The 19,815-nt window shown below is 56.5% G+C and carries 17 protein-coding genes; 6 read left to right on the top strand and 11 right to left on the bottom strand.

Going from position 1 to position 19,815, the window contains the following annotated elements:
* Window positions 1-55: 55 nt before the first annotated feature.
* Complete coding sequence (locus FAES_RS06135) at window positions 56-2,341, top strand: GH92 family glycosyl hydrolase (RefSeq protein ID WP_015330334.1); 2,286 nt, start codon at window positions 56-58, stop codon at window positions 2,339-2,341.
* A gap of 9 nt (window positions 2,342-2,350) precedes the next feature.
* A complete protein-coding gene (locus FAES_RS06130; RefSeq protein WP_015330333.1) occupies window positions 2,351-2,749 on the top strand; it encodes a nuclear transport factor 2 family protein in 399 nt (132 codons plus the stop codon).
* Window positions 2,750-2,767: 18 nt separating this feature from the next.
* On the opposite strand, the gene rdgB is transcribed toward FAES_RS06130, so the two are convergent.
* The 4 genes from rdgB to FAES_RS06110 all read right to left on the bottom strand — a co-directional run bounded on the left by rdgB (window position 2,768) and on the right by FAES_RS06110 (window position 6,602).
* Window positions 2,768-3,370 (bottom strand): RdgB/HAM1 family non-canonical purine NTP pyrophosphatase, encoded by a 603-nt coding sequence (gene rdgB, locus FAES_RS06125; protein WP_015330332.1) that lies wholly within the window; start codon window positions 3,368-3,370, stop codon window positions 2,768-2,770.
* Between the two features lie 74 nt (window positions 3,371-3,444).
* Window positions 3,445-4,413 carry an FKBP-type peptidyl-prolyl cis-trans isomerase gene (locus tag FAES_RS06120; protein WP_015330331.1) on the bottom strand — a complete coding sequence of 323 codons (969 nt, stop codon included), beginning with the start codon at window positions 4,411-4,413 and terminating at the stop codon, window positions 3,445-3,447.
* A gap of 150 nt (window positions 4,414-4,563) precedes the next feature.
* Window positions 4,564-5,496, bottom strand: a complete 933-nt coding sequence (locus FAES_RS06115; RefSeq protein ID WP_015330330.1) for an FKBP-type peptidyl-prolyl cis-trans isomerase — start codon at window positions 5,494-5,496, stop codon at window positions 4,564-4,566.
* 59 nt (window positions 5,497-5,555) lie between these two features.
* Window positions 5,556-6,602 (bottom strand): DHH family phosphoesterase, encoded by a 1,047-nt coding sequence (locus tag FAES_RS06110; protein ID WP_015330329.1) that lies wholly within the window; start codon window positions 6,600-6,602, stop codon window positions 5,556-5,558.
* A 163-nt stretch (window positions 6,603-6,765) separates the two neighbouring features.
* Between FAES_RS06110 and FAES_RS06105 the strand changes: the two genes are divergently transcribed.
* On the top strand, window positions 6,766-7,869 hold the full coding sequence (locus FAES_RS06105; RefSeq protein ID WP_015330328.1) for a vWA domain-containing protein: 1,104 nt from the start codon (window positions 6,766-6,768) through the stop codon (window positions 7,867-7,869).
* A gap of 88 nt (window positions 7,870-7,957) precedes the next feature.
* Here the strand turns inward: FAES_RS06105 and FAES_RS06100 are convergent, their stop codons facing one another.
* Window positions 7,958-9,001, bottom strand: a complete 1,044-nt coding sequence (locus FAES_RS06100) for a quinone-dependent dihydroorotate dehydrogenase (protein WP_015330327.1) — start codon at window positions 8,999-9,001, stop codon at window positions 7,958-7,960.
* A 123-nt stretch (window positions 9,002-9,124) separates the two neighbouring features.
* On the bottom strand, window positions 9,125-10,018 hold the full coding sequence (cysM, locus tag FAES_RS06095; protein ID WP_041257593.1) for a cysteine synthase CysM: 894 nt from the start codon (window positions 10,016-10,018) through the stop codon (window positions 9,125-9,127).
* A gap of 305 nt (window positions 10,019-10,323) precedes the next feature.
* Here cysM and FAES_RS06090 point away from each other — a divergent pair, with 305 nt between their 5' ends.
* On the top strand, window positions 10,324-12,777 hold the full coding sequence (locus FAES_RS06090; protein WP_015330325.1) for a TonB-dependent receptor: 2,454 nt from the start codon (window positions 10,324-10,326) through the stop codon (window positions 12,775-12,777).
* Window positions 12,778-13,167: 390 nt separating this feature from the next.
* Window positions 13,168-13,593, top strand: coding sequence for a LytR/AlgR family response regulator transcription factor (locus tag FAES_RS06085; protein WP_015330324.1), 426 nt, complete (start codon window positions 13,168-13,170; stop codon window positions 13,591-13,593).
* Between the two features lie 86 nt (window positions 13,594-13,679).
* Here the strand turns inward: FAES_RS06085 and gpmI are convergent, their stop codons facing one another.
* The 4 genes from gpmI to eno all read right to left on the bottom strand — a co-directional run bounded on the left by gpmI (window position 13,680) and on the right by eno (window position 17,618).
* Complete coding sequence (gene gpmI / locus FAES_RS06080) at window positions 13,680-15,254, bottom strand: 2,3-bisphosphoglycerate-independent phosphoglycerate mutase (protein WP_015330323.1); 1,575 nt, start codon at window positions 15,252-15,254, stop codon at window positions 13,680-13,682.
* Window positions 15,255-15,353: 99 nt separating this feature from the next.
* The gene (locus FAES_RS06075) at window positions 15,354-15,842 is read right to left on the bottom strand and encodes a low molecular weight protein-tyrosine-phosphatase (protein WP_015330322.1); all 489 of its coding nucleotides are present in this window, start codon (window positions 15,840-15,842) and stop codon (window positions 15,354-15,356) included.
* Between the two features lie 100 nt (window positions 15,843-15,942).
* Complete coding sequence (locus FAES_RS06070; RefSeq protein WP_041257592.1) at window positions 15,943-16,245, bottom strand: hypothetical protein; 303 nt, start codon at window positions 16,243-16,245, stop codon at window positions 15,943-15,945.
* 95 nt (window positions 16,246-16,340) lie between these two features.
* Window positions 16,341-17,618: a phosphopyruvate hydratase gene (eno, locus tag FAES_RS06065; protein WP_015330320.1), complete on the bottom strand. Its 1,278-nt coding sequence runs from the start codon at window positions 17,616-17,618 to the stop codon at window positions 16,341-16,343.
* Between the two features lie 278 nt (window positions 17,619-17,896).
* On the opposite strand from eno, the gene FAES_RS06060 reads away from it, so the two are divergent.
* Entirely contained in the window at window positions 17,897-18,640 is a 744-nt protein-coding gene (locus tag FAES_RS06060; RefSeq protein WP_015330319.1) for a serine aminopeptidase domain-containing protein, read from the top strand.
* Here the strand turns inward: FAES_RS06060 and hemE are convergent.
* Window positions 18,615-19,652 (bottom strand): uroporphyrinogen decarboxylase, encoded by a 1,038-nt coding sequence (gene hemE / locus FAES_RS06055; RefSeq protein ID WP_041258619.1) that lies wholly within the window; start codon window positions 19,650-19,652, stop codon window positions 18,615-18,617. The genes FAES_RS06060 and hemE overlap by 26 nt on opposite strands.
* Between the last annotated feature and the right edge of the window lie 163 nt (window positions 19,653-19,815).

Here is a 19,815-nt window from a genome sequence, read left to right as displayed (position 1 = left end):
GGGCTATGCCCGGTGTACCATAGAATTTTTCGGCTAAATGGGTTAATCTTGATCCATGAAAACGATTGGCGTTACCCTTTTGCTGCAAGGCGTTCTTTCCCTCTCTTTTGCTCAACAGAATCTTGTCCCCTACGTTCATCCGCTGATTGGCACTGAAAAGATGGGGCATACGTACCCAGGTGCCACCGTCCCGTTTGGATCGGTACAACTCAGCCCCGACACGGATACCCTTTCCTACGAATTCAACGGGAAGTACAACGGCGACGTCTATCGGTACTGCGCGGGCTACAAATACGAAGACAAAACGATTGTCGGGTTCAGTCACACGCACTTCAGCGGCACCGGCCACTCCGACCTCGGCGATTTCCTCATCATGCCCACGCAGGGTACCTTGCAACTTAATCCGGGTACGGCGAGCGATCCGAAGAGTGGTTATCGGTCGGCGTTTTCACATGCGAACGAAGTGGCCGAAGCGGGGTATTACAAAGTCAAACTCGACGACCACAACATCACCGCCGAACTGACCGCCACCCAGCGCGTGGGCCTGCACCGATACACCTTCCCCAAATCCGACCAATCGCACATCCTGCTCGACCTGATGGCGGGCATCTATAATTACGACGATAAAGTGGTCTGGACGTACGTGCGCGTCGTGAACGATACCCTAGTGACGGGCTACCGCCAAACCAACGGCTGGGCACGTACCCGGACGGTCTATTTTGCGCTGTCGTTTTCCAAGCCGTTTAAGTCATACGGCCAGAAGAATTTCGATAAGCCGCAGGTGTACCGGGGCTTCTGGCGAAAATTCGATCAGGCGCACAACTTCCCCGAAATCGCGGGCAAGAAGATCCGGATGTATTTCGATTTCGACACCAGCGAAGGCGAAGCCATTGAGGTGAAAATGGCGCTGTCGCCGGTGAGTCAGGAGAACGCACTGGCCAACATGCGGGCCGAACTCCCTCACTGGAATTTTGAGCAGGCCAAAACCCGTGCGCAGGCCGCCTGGAACACCGAGTTGAACAAAATCCAGATCGACGCTGCCGAGCCCGACAAGGTTAATTTCTACACGGCCATGTACCACGCCTTCATCAACCCGACGGTGTACATGGACGTAAACGAGCAGTACAAAGGGCTGGATCAGGACGTGCATCAGGCAAAGGGCACCAACTACACCACCTTTTCGCTCTGGGATACGTACCGGGCCCTGCACCCGTTTTTCAACCTCATGCAGCCCGGCCGCAACAACGACATGGTAGCCTCCATGATGGCGCATTACAACCAGAGTCCGTTGAAGATGCTGCCAGTCTGGTCGCACTACGCCAACGACAATTGGTGCATGAGCGGCTACCATAGCGTGTCGGTGCTGGCCGACGCCGTTATCAAAGGCACATACACCGGCGACCCGCAGGCCGTGCTGGACGCCTGCATCGCCACCTCGAACCACCGCTCTTACGAAGGCATCGGCGAGTACATCGACCGGGGCTACATTCCGGCAACAGCCAACGGCACGTCGGTGTCCAATACGCTCGAATATGCCTACGACGACTGGTGCATTGCCCAACTGGCCAAAAAACTGAACCGCGCCGATGTGTATAACACGTACCTGAAACGCGCCGAAAACTGGCGCAATGTCTGGGATAACTCCATTGGCTTCATGCGCCCGCGCCTCGCCGACGGTACGTTCAAAAAACCCTTCGACGTATATGCCACCGACGGGCAGGGTTTCATCGAAGGCAACTCCTGGAACTTCAGCTTTTTCGTACCGCAGAACCCAACGGCGCTGGTTGAGACGATGGGCGGCGCCAAAAAATTCGCCGCCCGCCTCGATACGCTGTTCAGCATGCACCTGCCCGACAAGTTTTTTGCCGAAACGGAAGACATCACCCGCGAAGGCATCATTGGCGGTTACATTCACGGCAACGAGCCCGCCCACCACATTGCCTATCTCTACAACTGGGCTGGGCAGCCCTGGCGCACGCAGGAACGCATTCGGCAGATTCTGCGGATGCAGTACAAACCCACGCCCGACGGCCTCGGCGGTAACGATGATTGCGGCCAGATGAGCGCGTGGTATATGTTCTCATCGATGGGTTTTTATCCCGTTGCGCCCGGCTCAGCCGAGTATTCGCTGGGTAGCCCGCTCGTCAAGAACGCCAAATTGACGTTGGAAAACGGCAAAACATTTACCATCGAAACCGTGAATCAGAGCGACAAAAACGTGTATGTGTCGAAGGTGCTGCTCAACGGCATGCCCCTCTCCCAGCCCATGCTGAACCATGCTGACATTCTGAAAGGCGGTACACTCACGTTTTACATGAGCGCCAAACCCACCAAAAAATAAACGTATTACATGACGCAACCAGACCAGCACAAAGCCAACGCCATCGCCTTCTACGACCTGATGTTTAACCAGTGTCGGCCCGCCGAAGCGGTCGACCGGTACGTTGGCGACGAATACATCCAGCATAATCCACAGGTAGGCGATGGTAAGGCCGCCTTCATCGCTTATTTTGAGCGGATGGCGCGCGACTATCCTGGCAAGCAGGTAGCCGTGCAGCGGGCCATAGCCGAAGGGAATCTGGTCGTGCTACATTGCCGCCAGACCTGGCCCACCGCCGATGGCAACGGCACCGAAGAGTGGGCGGGTATGGATATTTTTCGGTTCGACGACAACGGCAAAATCGTGGAGCATTGGGATGTACTCCAACTCGTCCCCGCCACGTCGGCCAACAACAATACGATGTTTTAAGGGTGACAGGTCTAGGGGCTATTCCTGTCCCAGATATGCAACCAGCTTCGCCAGTGCGCGCGCCCGGTGGCTGATTTTGTTTTTCTCGGCGAGCGGCATCTCGGCAAAGGTTTGCTCGTAGCCGTCGGGCACAAACAGCGGGTCGTAGCCAAACCCACCGTCGCCGCGCTCCACGTCGATAATCACGCCCATCACGATCCCTTCGAACTGATGCTCGATCGGTTCGCCGTTCGGTCCGGGTTCCACCAGCGTAAACACCGATCGGAACTGTGCCCGGCGGTTGGTGTGCTCGGCCAGATTCGCGAGCAGCAACGCCCGGTTGCGCGTATTGTCGCGGGGTTCACCGGCGTAGTAGGCCGAGTCGACGCCGGGCTCACCGTCCAGCGCCTCCACTTCCAGCCCCGTATCGTCGGCAAAGCAGGCCACGTTGAAGTGGTCAAACACGTACCTGGCTTTCTGGCGGGAATTGCCGGGAATGGTGCCGGTCGTTTCGGGCAGTTCGTCGGTGCAGCCAATCTCGCGGAGTGTGCGCAGCACGAACGTACCTGAGCCCGACAGAGCAGCCTGTACTTCTTCCAGTTTGTACGCGTTATTCGTCGCAAAGCAAAGCATTCGTTCCATAGCTGTTGGGCGAAAAAAAGCCGTTCAGGTACGTACCCAAACGGCTTTGCAAACTTACGTGATCACGGTTGAGCTTACCTCACCCGCAGAATTTCCATTTCGAACAAAAGTGGCTTGAACGGACCAATTACCGTTGAGTTGGGTGCCCCTGAAGAGCCATAGCCCTGCGACGACGGAAAGATCAGCAAAAATTTCTCACCCCGACGTACCTGTTGCAACCCTGTTGTCCAACCAGCCACAACAGCCGTTTGCCCAACCGTTACATCATAGCCAGCCGTGGCGCTTGACGGGTCACTGGCGATAGCCGCTGCCGTGGGTACGTTCGAGTCGAACTGAGTACCGTTGAGCAACCGGCCTGTATACCGAATCGTCGCGGTTTCGCCTGCTTTGATCAAGGCCGAATCGGGGCGGGCCAGCGTCTTGGCAATCCGAATGCCACCCGCCGCCGTGTCTGTTACGGTGATTTTGTTCGCAGCAATATATTCCCGAATCTGTTCGTCTTCGGTCCGAACCGATACAATGCGCATGTCGTAGCGAATCGGCGAATACTGCGGCAGGGTTAGCGTACCATACCGGCCGTTGTCGTAATACGACGGCACCAGCAAGGTTAGTTTTTCGCCTTCACGGCCAACGATGATCCCCGCAAGCATCCCGTCGGTGATGTTGTTGTACAGATACGAGCCGTTCGTGATGGCCCGGGCCCGGGGGGCATTGGTGCCAAACGTGTACACAGCCGGGTTAATGCCGTCGGTACTGTCGATAACGGTTCCGTCGAAGCGTCTCGACACCACGAAGAAGCGCACTTCATCGCCCGTCACAGCCGATTGGTTGCCCGGTGCCGACGCCGTTTTGACGTAATACACGCCCGTCGACCCCAATTGCTCGGCTTGCAGGTTATTGGCCGTGATGTACTGCTGAATTTCCTCTGCGTTTTCGCGCTGTTTTCGGTCAGCCAGGGCCTCGCCGGTGGGGCTACAGCTGGTTAGCCAGACACCAATTACAGCCAGCAGGCCAATTCCAAAGAGACTAAGTTGTAAGCGCATCTTATTAGTTTAAGTCCAAAGTGTAAAGCGATACACCGCCTGACCCAACCGGATCAGGCGGTGCGCTGCGGTTCAATGTCTACTGGCAAGTGGTTCCTTTTCTACAGGAGCCACTTTACACCTTAAACGTTGAACGGTTGAACTTAATTTTTAACGGCCGCCCGCTGCTGGGCCGCCCTGCGGCATACCCGGCATGGCAGGCGCCTGTCCTTTGCTGATGTCAACCAGTTCAACGTCGAATACCAGCGGTGAGTTGGCCGGAATCGTCGGCGGTGCACCCTGAGCGCCGTACGCCATACCCGAGGGGATATAGAGCGTGGCTTTGCTGCCCTTGGTCAGTTGCAGGATACCTTCATCCCAACCCGGAATCACCATGCCCGTCCCAACCTGGAACTGAAGCGGCTGGCCACCCGTCTGTTGGTTGCCGATTGAGCTATCAAACACCTTACCGTTCATCAGCTTGCCCGTGTAGTGCACCTTCACGTTATCGCCACGGTTGGGTTTCGCACCGGCACCGGGTTGCGTTACAACGTAATACACGCCGTTGGCCGTTTTCTGTGCCTTGCCCGCCTGTCCGTTCTTAGCCAGGAAATCACCGATCGCTTTATCGTCGATGCCTTTCTGCTTATCGCGCGCCTGCGTCTGTGCTTTCTGGAACTCCTGTTCGTTTTGTACGTCGAGCAGTTTTACGTTGAAGACGATGTCAGACCCCTTGGTGATGCCCGGAGGAAACGGCTGGTTGGCGCGCGCAAAGAGTGAGTCGGCCTTTACGTAGAATGTGGCGCTGTCGCCTTTGGCCAGCATAGCCAGCCCTTCTTCAAACGCCCCTTTGAACGGCGGCACCTGCAACATGAGCTGGAGGGGCGCCCCTTCTTTATGCGTATCGCGCAGCACCGAATCCTTGCTGTTTTTCAGCGCCAGATGGAGCGTCAGGATATCCCCAATTTTGGCTTTGCGAGCGTCTTCGTTCTGCTCGTGAAGCTGGTATTTCAAGCCGCTTTCAGAGGTCTGAAGGCGATCTTTGCCACAGGCCATCAGAACGGCTGCGAGCAGGGCGGCATTGCCAAGCGTTTTAATCTGCATTGTCTTTGTAATCGGTTTATCGGTTTTGGCGCGGCAGCACGTCGTCAACAAGTATGCGCCTAGACACCAGCTAATTCAGTTTGGTACTCGGGTAAGATGGTCAGCAATTTGGCTTCGGTATCGGCCAGCGACAGGCGCGAGCGCCCCCCGGCGGCATTTTTGTGGCCGCCACCGTTGAAATGGGTATGCACCAGATCGCGCACCGAGAAATCGCCCACCGACCGGAACGACAGCCGAATCTCTTCGCCCCGATCGATCAGGATAGCCGCAGCGACCACACCTTCGACCGACAGCGCGTAGTTGACGATACCCTCGGTATCGCCCGTTCTTGACCGAAACCGGCGCAGTTCGTCGACCGAGAGCGTGATGTACGCGAATTTGTATTGCGGCAAGACGCGCAACTTTTCATTCAGAATATAGCCAAGCAGCCGGAGTTTATCGAGCGAAACGCCGTCGAAGATCAGCCGGTGTATTTGGCTAACGTCGATGCCCCGTTCGAGCAAGGCGGCGGCAATCCGGTGGACTTCGGGCGTGGTATTGGAGTGGCGGAACGAGCCGGTGTCGGTCATCAGGCCGGCATACAGGCAGGCAGCCACGTCGGCGTCGATCAGGGCGCCATCGCCCAGTTGCTCGATCAGCTTAAAAATCAGCTGGGCGGTGGCGGCGGCTTTGGTATCCCAATAGGCCAGATCGGCAAAATTTTCGGGTTCCAGGTGGTGATCGATCATCACCTTGCGGGCGCGCGCCTGCCGCACCATCGGCCCTAAGTCGCGGATGCGGTCGAGGGCCGAGAAATCGAGACAGAAAATCGTATCAGCTTCGGCGATGAGGGCTTCGACCTGGGTACGTTGCTTTTCGTCGAACGCCAGCACTTCGTCGTTGCCGGGCATCCAGGCCAGATTCTGCGGGTAGTCGGTCGGGGTAATGACCAGTACCGAATGGCCCTTCTGCCGCAGATAGCCCGCCAGCCCCAGCGATGACCCCATGGCGTCGGCATCCGGGTTTTGGTGGGTGGTTATCAGGATGCGGTGAGGATGCCGCAGTAATTCGCCAATGGCTTCGATATCAAACATATATACTAAAAACACCAGCCGAGCAAACTGCATCGGTTTGCGAGGCAATTTGCCTGGATGGCGCAATCGAATGGCGAATTTACAAATTTAGTTTGAGGTTTAACGTTTGCAGTTTGACGTTTTCCCTCGGGTTGTTGTTACGTGTTTGTCTGTAGCACAACGTCAAACCCCAGCTAGTAAACACCAAAGGCATCTCATGAAAGGCTTTAACTTTTCTCAGTTTGTGCCTCCCGAACAGAAGGGAGGCAGCAAATTTGATCAGCTGCTCAACATTTTTCAGCAGTTGCTGCTCATTACGTCGGGCGATGTGGAGCAGGCAATGGCCTGGATGAATCAGCTCGACCGGCAGTATAGCCTCACCGACGATCAGTATGGGATGGGCAACTTTTTCGATGAGCTAAAAGAAAAAGGATATCTGACGGAAGAGAATCAGGAAGGTAAAATTTCGATTACGCCAAAAACCGAACAGACGATCCGGCGCTCGGCCCTCGACGAGATTTTCGGCAAGCTGAAACGCTCAAAATCAGGCGGCAACCACAACACGCCCTACACCGGCTCGGGCGATGAGCTGAGCAGCGACCTGCGTACCTACCAGTTTGGCGACACGCTCGAACAGATTTCGATGACCGAGTCGATCAAAAATGCGCAGATCAACAGCGGCGTGGAGGAATTCACGCTGATGGAGCGAGACCTGGAAGTAACTGAAAAAGAGCAGAAAACCCAGACGAGCACGGTGCTGATGATCGACATCAGCCACTCGATGATTCTGTATGGCGAAGACCGGATTACGCCCGCTAAAAAAGTAGCGCTGGCGCTGGTGGAGCTGATCAAACAGAAGTACCCCAAAGACACGCTCGACATTGTGGTGTTTGGCAACGATGCCTGGCAGATTCAGGCTAAAGACCTACCCTATCTGGAAGTGGGCCCGTACCACACCAACACGGTAGCTGGCCTCGAACTGGCGATGGATTTGCTGCGCCGCCGCAAGAACAAAAACAAGCAGATTTTTATGATTACCGATGGTAAACCGACCTGTCTGAAGGAAGGCATCCGGTACTATAAAAACTCGTTTGGCCTCGACCGGAAAGTGGTGAGCAAAACCCTTACGCTGGCCGCTCAGTGCCGCCGCCTCGACATCCCCGTCACGACGTTCATGATCGCCACTGACCCGTATCTGAAGCAGTTTGTGCAGGAATTTACGAAGGTCAACAACGGCCGCGCCTATTACAGTGGCTTGCAGGGCCTCGGCAACATGATGTTCGAGGATTTCCAGCGCAACCGGCGGAAGAATATCAAGTGAATGAATAATGGATAATGCACGATGTATAATGGGCGGGCGCTAGAGTAAACGCTTTACAGCCCATTATACATCGTGCATTGTCCATTATTCATTGTACTAACCCCCGGCAGATCTTGCTGGCCAGGGCGGGGCCTTCGTAGATGAAGCCGGTGTAGACCTGCACGAGCGTGGCCCCGGCGTCGAGTTTTTCTTTGGCATCGGCGGCGGTCTGAATGCCCCCTACCCCGATAATCGGGAATGCCCCGTTTGACTGAGTGTGCAGGTAGCGAATCACCTCGGTGGAACGTACCTGAACGGGTTTACCACTGACGCCGCCCGCCCCCATCTTCGTTACGGCATCGGCCGGGGTACGTAGCCCGTCGCGGCTGATGGTCGTGTTGGTCGCGATCACGCCCGCAATCCCCGTTTCCCGAACAATCTCGATGATGTCGTCGAGCTGACTATCCGCCAGGTCGGGGGCAATTTTGAGCAAGATTGGTTTCGGCTTGTTTTTCAGGCTGTTCTCGCCCTGCAACCGACCCAGAATTGCTTTCAGCGGTTCTTTTTCCTGCAACGCCCGCAAACCCGGCGTGTTGGGCGACGATACGTTGACGACGAAATAATCGACGGCATCGAACAGGTCACGGAAACACAGCAGGTAGTCGGTGAGCGCTTCTTCGTTAGGCGTGTCTTTGTTCTTGCCGATGTTACCGCCGATCAGCACGCGTGGGTTCTGGGTACGTTGCCGATGAAACTGCAACCGACCCGCCGCCGGGCCAGCGCCTTTGTTGTTGAAGCCCATCCGGTTGATCAACCCACTGTCGGCCTTGAGGCGAAACAGCCGCGGCTTATCGTTGCCGGGTTGCGGACGGGGCGTTACGGTGCCAATCTCAATAAAGCCAAAGCCCAGATTGCTCAGTTCTTCGACCCACTCGCCGTTTTTGTCGAAGCCCGCCGCCAGCCCCACCGGGTTAGGAAACGTCAGGCCAAATACCGTGCGTTCGAGGCTGGGATGCCGGTAGGTAAACAGCCAGCGCAGCAGCGCCGCTACACCGGGAATCTTATGCGCAACCTGAAGCGTCGACGTGGCGAAATAGTGGACCTTCTCCGCATCGAACCGAAACAGGAGCGGCAACAGCAAGCGTTTGTACATGGGCACAAAGGTACAATCCGTAGAGACGCCATCCTTTGCGTCTCATCTGGCGTCGGCAATAATCCAGGGGGATTTCATTGACTTCTGAGACGCAAAGGGTGGCACGGTCCGTCGCCGCGGTCTCTACAGGTTTTCAAACAGCCCCGACGACAGATACCGATCCCCGCGATCGCAGAGAATACAGACGATGGTGGCCTGTTCGATGCCCTGCTCCTGTAATTGCTCGATGAGGCGCAGGGCCGCGTGAACACCGCCTCCACTGCTCATTCCGGCAAAAACGCCTTCAACCCGCGCCAGTTGGCGCGTCATCTGCGTGGCATCGTCCTGCGACACGTCGATAATCTGATCGACACGGCTGGGATCGAAAATCTTGGGTAGGTATTCTACCGGCCATTTGCGGATACCGGGGATCGACGAGCCGTCGGTGGGCTGGCAACCTACAATCTGCACATTGGGGTTTTGCTCTTTCAGGTAACGCGACGTACCCATGATGGTGCCCGTCGTGCCCATCGACGAGACAAAATGCGTGATCTGCCCCGCCGTATCGCGCCAGATTTCGGGGCCGGTAGTGCGGTAATGCGCCAGGTAATTGTCGGGGTTGGCAAACTGATCCACCAGCAGGTATTCACCCGTAGCGGCTTTGGCCTCGACGTAATCGCGTCCCGCTTCGATGGTCTCCGTCAGGGTGACTTTGGCCCCAAACGCTTCCATCGTCTGCACCCGTTCCTTGGTCGAATTGGCGGGCAGCGCCAGCTCGATATCGATGTTGAAGAGGCGGGCAATCATCGCCAGCGCAATGCCCGTGTTGCCGCTTGTTGCCTCGATCAGTTTCATGCCGGGTTGCCATTCGCCCCGGTCGATGTAGCCGCGAATCATGCTGTAGGCGGCGCGGTCTTTCACGCTCCCACCAGGATTGTTGCCTTCGAGTTTGCCGTAAAGCTTATAAGCCGGATTGGTATTGAGCCGGTTCAATTCAACCAGCGGCGTGTTGCCAACGAGATCAAGCAGAGTTGCCATAAGAATGTACAATGGATAAGGAACGATGTACGATGAGGCGCGGTGCATTAGCAGGCAAGCGCTACGCCGTTCGCCCCATTGTACATCGTACATCGTTCATTGTACATTAATTCCCTTTAACACACCTTAACAAGCCTTAACCACTTTTAACAACGAGTGTACGCAACGGCCCATCACCTTTGTGCATCTGCCCCATAACCGGACAAGACTTGTCCAGAAACGGACGCAATACCAGGGCAAACCCGGGCTTGCAGGCAGCAACGGGCCTTTTTCGGAGTTGGCACACAATTACCTATACACTCGTTATGAATCTTCTCTACGGCGCTTTCCTCTTCGTCCTCACCACAACGATCGCCTTCGGGCAGACGGGCCGCATTACCGGCACCCTGACCGATTCGACCACCCACAAACCCGTTCCGTATGCCACCGTGGCGCTGATGGGGCCCACCGACAACGTGATTACGGGCGTGGCCACCTCCGACTCAGGTACGTTCACGCTCGATAAAGTCGGCTTCGGTACGTACAAACTCGTCGTCTCGTTTGTGGGCTATCGAACCAAACGCATCGACGCCATTACGCTGTCGGCCGACAAGCCCACGGTGGAGCTGGGCAACGTGTCGATCAGCACGAGCACCAACGCCCTGGCCGAAGTGACGGTGACCGCCGTGAAGCCGATGGTGGAGGACAAAGGCGACCGGCTGGTGTACAACGCCGAGCAGGATATTGCCAACGTGGGCGGCACGGCCGTCGATGTGATGCGCAAAGTACCGATGCTGACCGTCGATCTCGACGGCAACCTGAAAATGCGGGGCAGCAGTAACATTAAGGTGCTCGTCAACGGAAAGCCGTCGAGCATTATGGCCCGCAACCTCGCCGAGGCGCTGAAACAGATGCCTGCCAATACGATCAAATCGGTAGAGGTTATCACCAGCCCCGGTGCCAAATACGACGCGGAAGGGTCGGCGGGAGTCATCAACATCATCACCAAAAAAGCCCTGAAAGGATCCAACGGCTCAGTGAACGCGACGGCGGGTAATTTCAATTCGGCGGTTGGTATCAAGTGGGGGGTGAAAGGCGAAAAACTGGGGCTGTCGGTATCGGCAAATACGTACACGTATCGCAACATCGGCTGGAACGAAGCCACCCGCACGGCGCTCGACCCGGAAACGCGCCAGCCCCTGAGCGTGCTGTTTACCCGCAGCGACCGCGACAATAGTGGCGTAGGTGGGTACGGCGAGATGAGCCTCGATTACGACCCCGACACCCTCAACCGCATCAACTTTGCCGCCAACGTATGGGGCGGTAATTTCCCCATGAACAGCACCTTGCAGAACCGCCTGACGGTCGGCAGCGCCATCACGCAGGATTTTGTGCGCGACGTGCGCTTCCGTAACCCCTATGGCAATGGTGAGTTCAACCTGGGCTGGACAAAAACCATCAAAAAACCGGGCTCAAGCGCCGCACCGGCGGAATTTTCGATCCTGACCCAATACAGCCGGATGCCCGACAATTACTACTACGACATTACGCAGCGGAACCGGGGCAGCGAAGCGCCAACGTACCTGGAACGCAGCACCAACCTTAGCCGCAACAACGAGTACACCGTCCAGACCGACTACTCGCGCCCCTTCGAGCATAAAGGCAGAAAAGACACGCTGACCTACAAGCTGGAAATGGGTGCCAAAGGCATTATGCGCCGCATCGGCAGCGAATTTTCCGTCGATCAGTCGCTTAGCGGCTTGCCAACCGATTACCAGCTCGACCCCAGCCGTACCAACGATTTTGCCTACACGCAGCGGGTCGCGGCCGGGTACGTGTCGATGCGGCTGGAATCGAAGAAAAAATGGACCGCTACGGGCGGCCTGCGCTACGAATACACGGGCATCAACGGCGATTTCATTACGACGAAAACGCAGTTTACGAGCCAATACGGCAACATTGTACCGAGCCTGACGGTGTCGAAATCGTGGGGTAAGCACACCTACAAAGCCAGCTACACCCAGCGCATTTCGCGCCCGCTGGTCTGGTATCTGAACCCGTTCGTGAACGCCAGCGACTCGAAAAACCTGCAAACGGGCAACCCCTTTCTGGCCCCCGAGCTGACCCACGCGACTGAGCTAGCCTACAGTACCTACAACGACAAAGGCATGTCGTTCAACGCAACGGCCTACTGGCGGCAAACCAACAACAGCATCGAATGGCTACAGACCGTGGGGGCCGATGGCGTAGCCCTTACCCGCCCCGAAAACATCGGCCGCAACGCCAGTTACGGGCTAAACACGAACCTGACGCTCCAGCCAACCAAAGAGTTAAACGTTAGCGTGGGCGCCGACCTAACGTACCTGGACCTGGTCAGTGTGGCCCTGCGGCAAAGCAACGCCGGTTGGGTCTGGTCGACCAACGCCAACGCTTCGTACAAACTGCCGAAGGACGTAACGCTGCAGGTCAACGGCAATTTTGGCTCCGGCTGGGTGTCGTTGCAGGGGAATTACGGCGGCTACTACTGGTATTCGCTGGCCGCCAAAAAAGAGCTGATGAAGAAAAAAGCTGACCTGACGCTCGCGCTGAATAACCCCTTCAACCAGGGCGTATACCAGACGGGCAGCCAGAGTGCGTCCACTTTCACCACCGACATGCGGTCGTTCTGGGTGAGCCGGAGCGTGCGCCTGACGTTTGCCTACCGCTTCGGGCAGATGAGCAGCGGCGGCAAGCAAAGCAAGAAGATTCAGAACGACGACAGCAAAGGCGGCGGGCGCTAGGTACGTTGCCGCTCGGCCAACCCTCAGCGCGTGGGAGCGATAGGCCCTTTGTCCAGCAGCGTCAACCGCAACGAACGAGTGCTGCCACCTAAGCTTGTTGAGGCTTCAGGTGGCAGCACTCATTTGTATGGCATCCGGCCAACACTCCTACGAGTTATGGCTATGGCATACCCGTTACATAATAGGGTTTTTGGGTATTTACTTGTGGTACTCATCTATAGCGATGGGCGGCAAAGGCCAACGTTACCCTCTCTCATTTTTCTTGAAGCCGCCAGAAGTATACGATTAGTTACCGTTCGCACAATCCCCTAATTTGGGTATTGACAACCAGCGTGTTTTACGTCAACTTGCACGACTCTGTTATCTATCCACAATTAATAACCATGTACCATGAAACCCTACGCCTTTGCGTCTGCCTGCTCGGGCCTTGCCCCGGAGGACCTTATCCGTCTTTTTAACCTATCTGACCTGACATTGCCTTTCTGGGGTTACCGTAAAGCCATGCCCATGCACAAGATTGTGCGCCTCGAAGGCGAAGGCAATTACACCATGTTCCATTTTTCCGACGGCACGCGCCTGATGGTGTCATTGACGCTCAAGAAAATGGAAAGTCGTCTCTCGCCGGGCCTGTTTGCCCGCCCGCACAAAAAGAACATCGTGAACCTGCTGTATCTCGAAGAGCAGAGCCTCAACCGCCATCAGCACACGGTGCAACTGGCCAACGGCGACAAGATCGAGGTATCGCGCCGCAAAGCGAGCCATTTTTTCCGGCAGGTCGAAGGCTTCCAGCAGAAAGTGCAGGAACTGGCAAATTAGCGCTCAATGAGCTATAAAAGGCCGCCGCCGTTAAAAGTCTGACTCTTAACGGCGGCGGCCTTTTATCAATCAGACGCAGCTGCTGACTAGGCCAGCAGACTTTCACCCGTCATTTCGGTAGGCTGGGGGATGCCCATCAGTGCCAGCACGGTGGGGGCGATATCACCCAGCTTACCGTCTTTGAGCGCGGGCTGGAACTCATTATCCACCAGAATACACGGCACCAGGCTGGTAGTGTGAGCCGTGTTGGGCGTGCCGTCGTCGTTGATCATATAATCGGCGTTACCGTGGTCGGCGATGATGATCGAGGTGTAGCCGTGTTCGAGGCCCGTCGTTACCACGTCGCGGGTAGTGGCGTCGACGGTTTCGGCGGCTTTCACCACGGCGTCAAACACGCCCGTATGGCCCACCATGTCGGTATTGGCAAAGTTGAGGCACACAAAATCGACCTCGCCTTTTTTCAGTTCAGCCACGATGGCGTCGCGGATACCATGAGCCGACATCTCCGGTTTCTGATCGTAGGTTTTCACCGGAATCGTGACGGTCTGCCCTTCCTCGTTGACGATGGTCGTCTCTTTCGGCGATGGAATCAGGAGGCGGGTTTCACCAATGAAGGGCTCTTCGCGGCCACCTGAGAAGAAGAACGTCACGTGCGGGTACTTCTCCGTTTCGGCAATCCGAATCTGTTTCCGGCCCGCTGCCGCGACTACTTCACCCAGCGTTTTTTCCAGGTTGTCTTTCTCGTAAATGACCTTCACGCCCTTAAAATCCGAGTCGTAGTTGGTCATCGTGATGTAATCGAGGTCGAGCTTGTGCATCTGCTGTTCGGGGAAATCTTTTTGCGTCAGCGCAATCGTGATTTCGCGGCCCCGGTCGGTGCGGAAGTTAAAACAGATGACAATATCGCCGTCTTTGATCTGAGCAACGGGCGTATGATCGGCGTTTTCGAGCACAATGGGTGTGATGAATTCATCCGTCGTGCCGGCGTCGTAGGAGTCGCGAATGGCTTGGAATACGCCATCGCCCTGCGCCCGGTCCCCCACGGCGTTGACCATGGCATCATAGGCTACTTTTACGCGTTCCCAGCGGTTGTCGCGGTCCATGGCGTAGAACCGGCCAATCACTGTGGCCAGTTGGCCAGTCGTGCCGTTCATGTGCGCCTTCAGGTCCGTCAGGTAACCGAGCCCACTTTTTGGGTCGGTGTCGCGCCCGTCGGTGAACGCGTGGACGAATACGTTGATCAGGCCCTGCTCATGCGCGATGCTCAACAGACCCTTGAGGTGGTCGATATGGGCATGAACGCCGCCATCCGATACCAGCCCAATCAGGTGCACGTTTTTGCCCGTCGCTTTAGCCCTGGCAAAGGCTTCGGCCAGCACGGGTTCGTGAGCGAGCGTGCGCTCTTCAACGGCAAGGTTGATTTTCACCAGGTCCTGGTAGACGATGCGCCCTGCACCGAGGTTCATGTGCCCCACTTCCGAGTTGCCCATCTGCCCCACCGGCAGCCCTACTTTCAGGCCCGATGCCTCCAGCGTGCTGTGCGTATAGCGACTCCAGGCCTCGGTAACAAACGGCGTCTTTGCCGCCGCCAGCGCCGACCGGTCGTTCTGGGTGGTCATGCCCCACCCGTCCATAATGACGAGGATGACTTTTTTATTCATAAAGAGTGGCGGTAATGGATAGTGTACGATGGACAATGTATAATGATCAGACGATCAAGCCCATTGTACATTGTCCATCGTGCATTATCCATTATCTTTCTACAAGTTGTGTCGCTTCCGCAGGTACGTTAGCAGTTCGCCGCAGCAGCGATGCGTGATTTGGTAAACTTCCTCGAAGACCTCGGGGCCTTCGTAATACGGATCAGGTACGTTGGGTTGGTCACTGACGGCGGGGTCGAACTCCCGCAGCAAAAAGATGGTATCGTCGTGGGTGAGGCCAATGCTGCGCTGCGTCAGTTTCATGACGGCCTCGTAATTGGCCTCGTCCATCGTGATGATGTAGGTGAAGCGGGCGAGGTCTTCGCCGATCATGCGGCGGGCGCGGTGCGTGAGCGTCAGGTCGTGGGTCAGGGCGTTTTGCCGGGTACGTATGTCGGGCAGCTGCCCGATATGGTACGACGACGTACCTGCTGAATCGCACTCAATGACACCGGTCAAACCCGCCTCATCGACCTGCTGCCGGAAGACGCCTTCCGCCACCGGCGACCGACAAATATTGCCCAAACAGACGAAGAGAATGGAGATCATACTGAATGTACACTGAATAATGCACAATGTACAATGGAGCGACACGACTCAATAGACCAACACGGCCATTGTGCATTGTGCATCATTCAGTGTACATTATTCATTTCTCAATGGGTTTCCCCGCCTCGTCGACCAGCACGTAGACGTCTTCGGTGCGCTTCTTCATCAGGTATTTCTCGCGGGCATACTTGATGCGCAACCGCTGACTGCCCAGCACTTCATGCCGCTCGGCTTTCACGGCTTCGATCTGTTCCTGATAAAAGGTCTTTTCGCCTTCCAGCTCGCGCAGTTTCCACCAGTTACGCAACTGCGAGCGCAGGTCGTTGGCATCAAAAAACAGCATCCAGGCCACAAAGCCGAGGCCCGTGAACCAATAAAAGCGGTGGCGACGAGGGAGGTTCATGGAGTAGGGAATGGACGATGTACAATGCACAATGTACGATGAGGTTGAAGCCAAGCCAACGCAGTCATTGTGCATTGTACATCATTCATTGTTTATTAAAATTTGAGCCCCGGGAAATAGGCCATTTCGCCGAGTTCTTCTTCGATGCGGAGCAGTTGGTTGTACTTCGCCATCCGGTCTGAACGTGAGGCCGAACCCGTTTTGATCTGGCCGGTGTTGAGGGCCACGGCGAGGTCGGCGATGGTCGAATCTTCGGTTTCGCCCGAGCGGTGCGACATGATGTTTTTGTAGCTGTTGCGCTTGGCCAGGTTCACCGTGTCGATGGTTTCGGTCAGGGAGCCAATCTGGTTTACCTTCACCAGTACGGCGTTGGCAATACCTTTCTCGATACCCTCCTGTAGGCGCGTTACGTTGGTTACGAACAGGTCGTCGCCCACGAGTTGAATCTTCTTGCCAACCAGTTCGGTTTGGCGTTTCCAGCCGCTCCAGTCGTCTTCGGCCATGCCGTCTTCGATCGACAGGATGGGGTATTTGTTCACCCAGTCGGCCCAGTAATCGGCCATCTGATCCGACGTCAGTTTGTCGCCGGTCGATTTCTTGAAGTGGTATTCACCGGTTTCGGCGTTGTAGAACTCCGACGCAGCGGCGTCCATCGCGATCCAGACGTCTTCGCCGGGGCGGTAGCCTGCTTTCTCGATCGCCTCGATTACGATCTGGATGGCCTCTTCATTCGATTTGATGTTGGGGGCAAACCCACCTTCGTCACCTACGTTGGTGCTCATGCCTTTGCCTTTCAGCACTTTTTTCAGCGTGTGGAAGATCTCGGTGCCCATCCGCAGCGCTTCGGCGAAGGTCGGCGCGTTGGCCGGCATCACCATGAACTCCTGGAAGTCGATGGAATTGTCGGCGTGTGACCCCCCGTTCAGGATGTTCATCATCGGCACGGGCAGGGTGTTGGCGTTCACTCCACCGATGTAGCGGTAGAGTGGCAGGCCCGCGTCGATCGCAGCGGCTTTAGCGGCAGCCAGCGATACGCCCAAAATGGCGTTGGCACCCAGCTTGCCTTTATTGGGCGTGCCGTCGAGTTCCAGCATGATTTTGTCGATCATGCCCTGTTCAAAGACCGAAATGCCCACCAGTTCGGGATAGATCAGCTCGTTGACGTTTTCAACGGCTTTCAGTACGCCCTTGCCCACATAGACCTTGGCGTCGTCATCGCGGAGTTCAACGGCTTCGTGTGTGCCGGTCGAGGCGCCCGACGGAACGGCAGCGCGGCCCAGTGCACCGGTTTCGGTGCGAACATCTACTTCCACTGTCGGGTTGCCGCGCGAATCGAGGATCTGGCGGGCATGGATGCTTTGAATGGTACTCATTGTGCTTTGCAAACAAAAATTTGGATTATAAATGACTCAACAACTGAATCGATGGCTGTCGCCTAGTTCGTCGGTGCAAATAAACGGAAAAGGCGGGGAAAGAGGATGTTAGGTTTCTGTTGCGACCCGAAGCCAGCTTCTTCTGACAAGTATCACTAAACAGAAAGTACAAGGTCTGCCATTTATCATCGTTGCTTCTCGACAGCGCATGGATAATGAGCGCCCAGGCAAACCACCTGCCCCGATAGCTTACCTTAGCGGCTCACAAATTCGTCATCATGTTTCCCTTCCTGAACGGCTGCGCTACGCTGTGCTTTTCATTGGCCGCTTTCGTTTTATCCGTCCCCGTGTCGGCTCAATCAATGGCCGTCGATACGCTGGCGTTGTTTGATACAACGCGGCAGCGGGCTGTTCCGGTAGTGCTTTATCGCCCGGCAACGCTGCCTAAACGGCCCAAAATTGCCGTAATCAGTCACGGGTATGGCGGCCATTCAACCGACTACAGCTTTATTGCCCGCGATCTGGTCGCGCAGGGGTACGTAGTGGCGGGGGTGCAGCACGAAGTACCCAGCGATGATCCTATTCCCACAACCGGCAACCCGCGTGTGGTGCGCCTACCAAACTGGGAGCGCGGGGTACAGAACATCCGGTTCGCACTGGCAAGATTGAATCGCCGACTACCTATGCTCGACAGGAGCCGTTTGCTGTTGGTGGGGCATTCCAATGGGGGCGATCAGTCGATGCTCTACGCCGACACGTACCCAGCCGAGGTGGCGGCGGTCGTCACGCTCGACAACCGCCGCATGCCGTTTCGCCGCGCCCGACAGCCCCGTATCCTCTCCATCCGTTCCAGCGATCAGCCAGCCGACGAGGGAGTGTTGCCCACTCCCGATGAGCAACGTACCTACGGCATCATGATCGAGCAGCAGCCAATCCTACATAACGATATGTGGGACGGGGCTACCGAGGCGCAGAAAAGCCGAATACTGGCGGCGATCAGGCGTTTTTTACAGCATCGATAAACACCCGTACGTGGTCGGGGTTGGTGTCGGGGTAAACGCCGTGGCCGAGGTTGGCAATGTGGCGTTGAGGGCCAAACGCCGCCAGCATCTGCGCCACTTCGGCCCGAATCTGCGCGGGTTCAGCATAGAGTACGCAGGGGTCGAGGTTGCCTTGCAGGGTTTTGTTAGGCACCAACAGCCGCGATTCGGCAGCGTCCATGTTCCAGTCGAGGCCCACCACGTCGCAGTTGAGTTGCCCAATGGCCTGCCGGGCAAAGAACGCGCCTTTGGCAAACACCGTAATGGGCGTGTGCCCCACGGTCGGATCGGCTTTCAACGCGTCGCAAATCTGCCGGATGTAAGGCAGTGAAAAGGTATTGTATTGCTCCGGCGACAGGATGCCCGCCCACGAATCGAATAATTGAACGAGGTCAGCCCCCGCCCCTACCTGCGCTTTCAGGTAGGCGATGGTGCTGTCGGTGATCCGTTGTAGCAAGGCGTGCGCAAAAGTCGGGTCGGTGTAGAGCAGCTTTTTGGCAACTGAAAACGTCTTCGAGCCCCGGCCCTCGGTCATGTAGCAGAAGATGGTAAACGGTGCCCCGGCAAAGCCCAGCAGCGGCACGCGACCCGCCAGTAACTGTTTGGTAATCCGCAGCGCTTCCAGCACGTACCCAAGGTGTTCTTCCGGGTCGGCGATGTGCAGGCTATCGAGGTCGGCCATCGTCCGGATGGTACGCGGAAAAACGGGACCCCGCTGCTCGATCATTTCGTAGGGCAGACCCATCGCTTCGGGTACCACCAGAATGTCCGAGAAAATGATCGCGGCATCCACGCCCAGCAAATCGACAGGTTGCACCGTTACCTCAGCAGCCAGTTCGGGGGTGGTCGCCAATTTGATAAAACTACCCGCTTTTTCGCGTACGGCCCGGTATTCGGCCAGGATACGGCCTGCCTGCCGCATCAGCCACACGGGCGTCCGCTCGACGGTTTCGCCGCGTGCCGCCCGTAACACTAAGTCATTCTGTAACTTCATGGGGCAAATATCGGGCATGCAGCGCGAAACCGGCAGACAGCCCCCGAAGATTGGCGCGGTAAAATAGGGGGCGTCGTTACGAAGCGCCCCGGGTCAGTTGAGCGACTGTCACCGCGGATTGAGCCCCTTGCCGTATTTTTGTCAAAACCACCTCATTCCCGGT

It is taken from the genome of Fibrella aestuarina BUZ 2, from assembly GCF_000331105.1.
Lineage (GTDB): Bacteria > Bacteroidota > Bacteroidia > Cytophagales > Spirosomataceae > Fibrella > Fibrella aestuarina.
This window is presented reverse-complemented; position numbering and strand designations above follow the sequence as displayed.

What these genes read in the sequence shown, in the direction of transcription:
- hemE (WP_041258619.1), bottom strand. Translation starts at nt 19,652, where the DNA reads ATGAAGTTACAGAATGACTTAGTGTTACGGGCGGCACGCGGCGAAACC.
- FAES_RS06090 (WP_015330325.1), top strand. Translation starts at nt 10,324, where the DNA reads ATGAATCTTCTCTACGGCGCTTTCCTCTTCGTCCTCACCACAACGATC.
- FAES_RS06120 (WP_015330331.1), bottom strand. Translation starts at nt 4,413, where the DNA reads ATGCGCTTACAACTTAGTCTCTTTGGAATTGGCCTGCTGGCTGTAATT.
- FAES_RS06070 (WP_041257592.1), bottom strand. Translation starts at nt 16,245, where the DNA reads ATGAACCTCCCTCGTCGCCACCGCTTTTATTGGTTCACGGGCCTCGGC.
- eno (WP_015330320.1), bottom strand. Translation starts at nt 17,618, where the DNA reads ATGAGTACCATTCAAAGCATCCATGCCCGCCAGATCCTCGATTCGCGC.
- FAES_RS06085 (WP_015330324.1), top strand. Translation starts at nt 13,168, where the DNA reads ATGAAACCCTACGCCTTTGCGTCTGCCTGCTCGGGCCTTGCCCCGGAG.
- cysM (WP_041257593.1), bottom strand. Translation starts at nt 10,018, where the DNA reads ATGGCAACTCTGCTTGATCTCGTTGGCAACACGCCGCTGGTTGAATTG.
- FAES_RS06100 (WP_015330327.1), bottom strand. Translation starts at nt 9,001, where the DNA reads ATGTACAAACGCTTGCTGTTGCCGCTCCTGTTTCGGTTCGATGCGGAG.
- FAES_RS06115 (WP_015330330.1), bottom strand. Translation starts at nt 5,496, where the DNA reads ATGCAGATTAAAACGCTTGGCAATGCCGCCCTGCTCGCAGCCGTTCTG.
- gpmI (WP_015330323.1), bottom strand. Translation starts at nt 15,254, where the DNA reads ATGAATAAAAAAGTCATCCTCGTCATTATGGACGGGTGGGGCATGACC.
- FAES_RS06075 (WP_015330322.1), bottom strand. Translation starts at nt 15,842, where the DNA reads ATGATCTCCATTCTCTTCGTCTGTTTGGGCAATATTTGTCGGTCGCCG.
- FAES_RS06135 (WP_015330334.1), top strand. Translation starts at nt 56, where the DNA reads ATGAAAACGATTGGCGTTACCCTTTTGCTGCAAGGCGTTCTTTCCCTC.
- FAES_RS06060 (WP_015330319.1), top strand. Translation starts at nt 17,897, where the DNA reads ATGTTTCCCTTCCTGAACGGCTGCGCTACGCTGTGCTTTTCATTGGCC.
- FAES_RS06105 (WP_015330328.1), top strand. Translation starts at nt 6,766, where the DNA reads ATGAAAGGCTTTAACTTTTCTCAGTTTGTGCCTCCCGAACAGAAGGGA.
- FAES_RS06130 (WP_015330333.1), top strand. Translation starts at nt 2,351, where the DNA reads ATGACGCAACCAGACCAGCACAAAGCCAACGCCATCGCCTTCTACGAC.
- FAES_RS06110 (WP_015330329.1), bottom strand. Translation starts at nt 6,602, where the DNA reads ATGCAGTTTGCTCGGCTGGTGTTTTTAGTATATATGTTTGATATCGAA.
- rdgB (WP_015330332.1), bottom strand. Translation starts at nt 3,370, where the DNA reads ATGGAACGAATGCTTTGCTTTGCGACGAATAACGCGTACAAACTGGAA.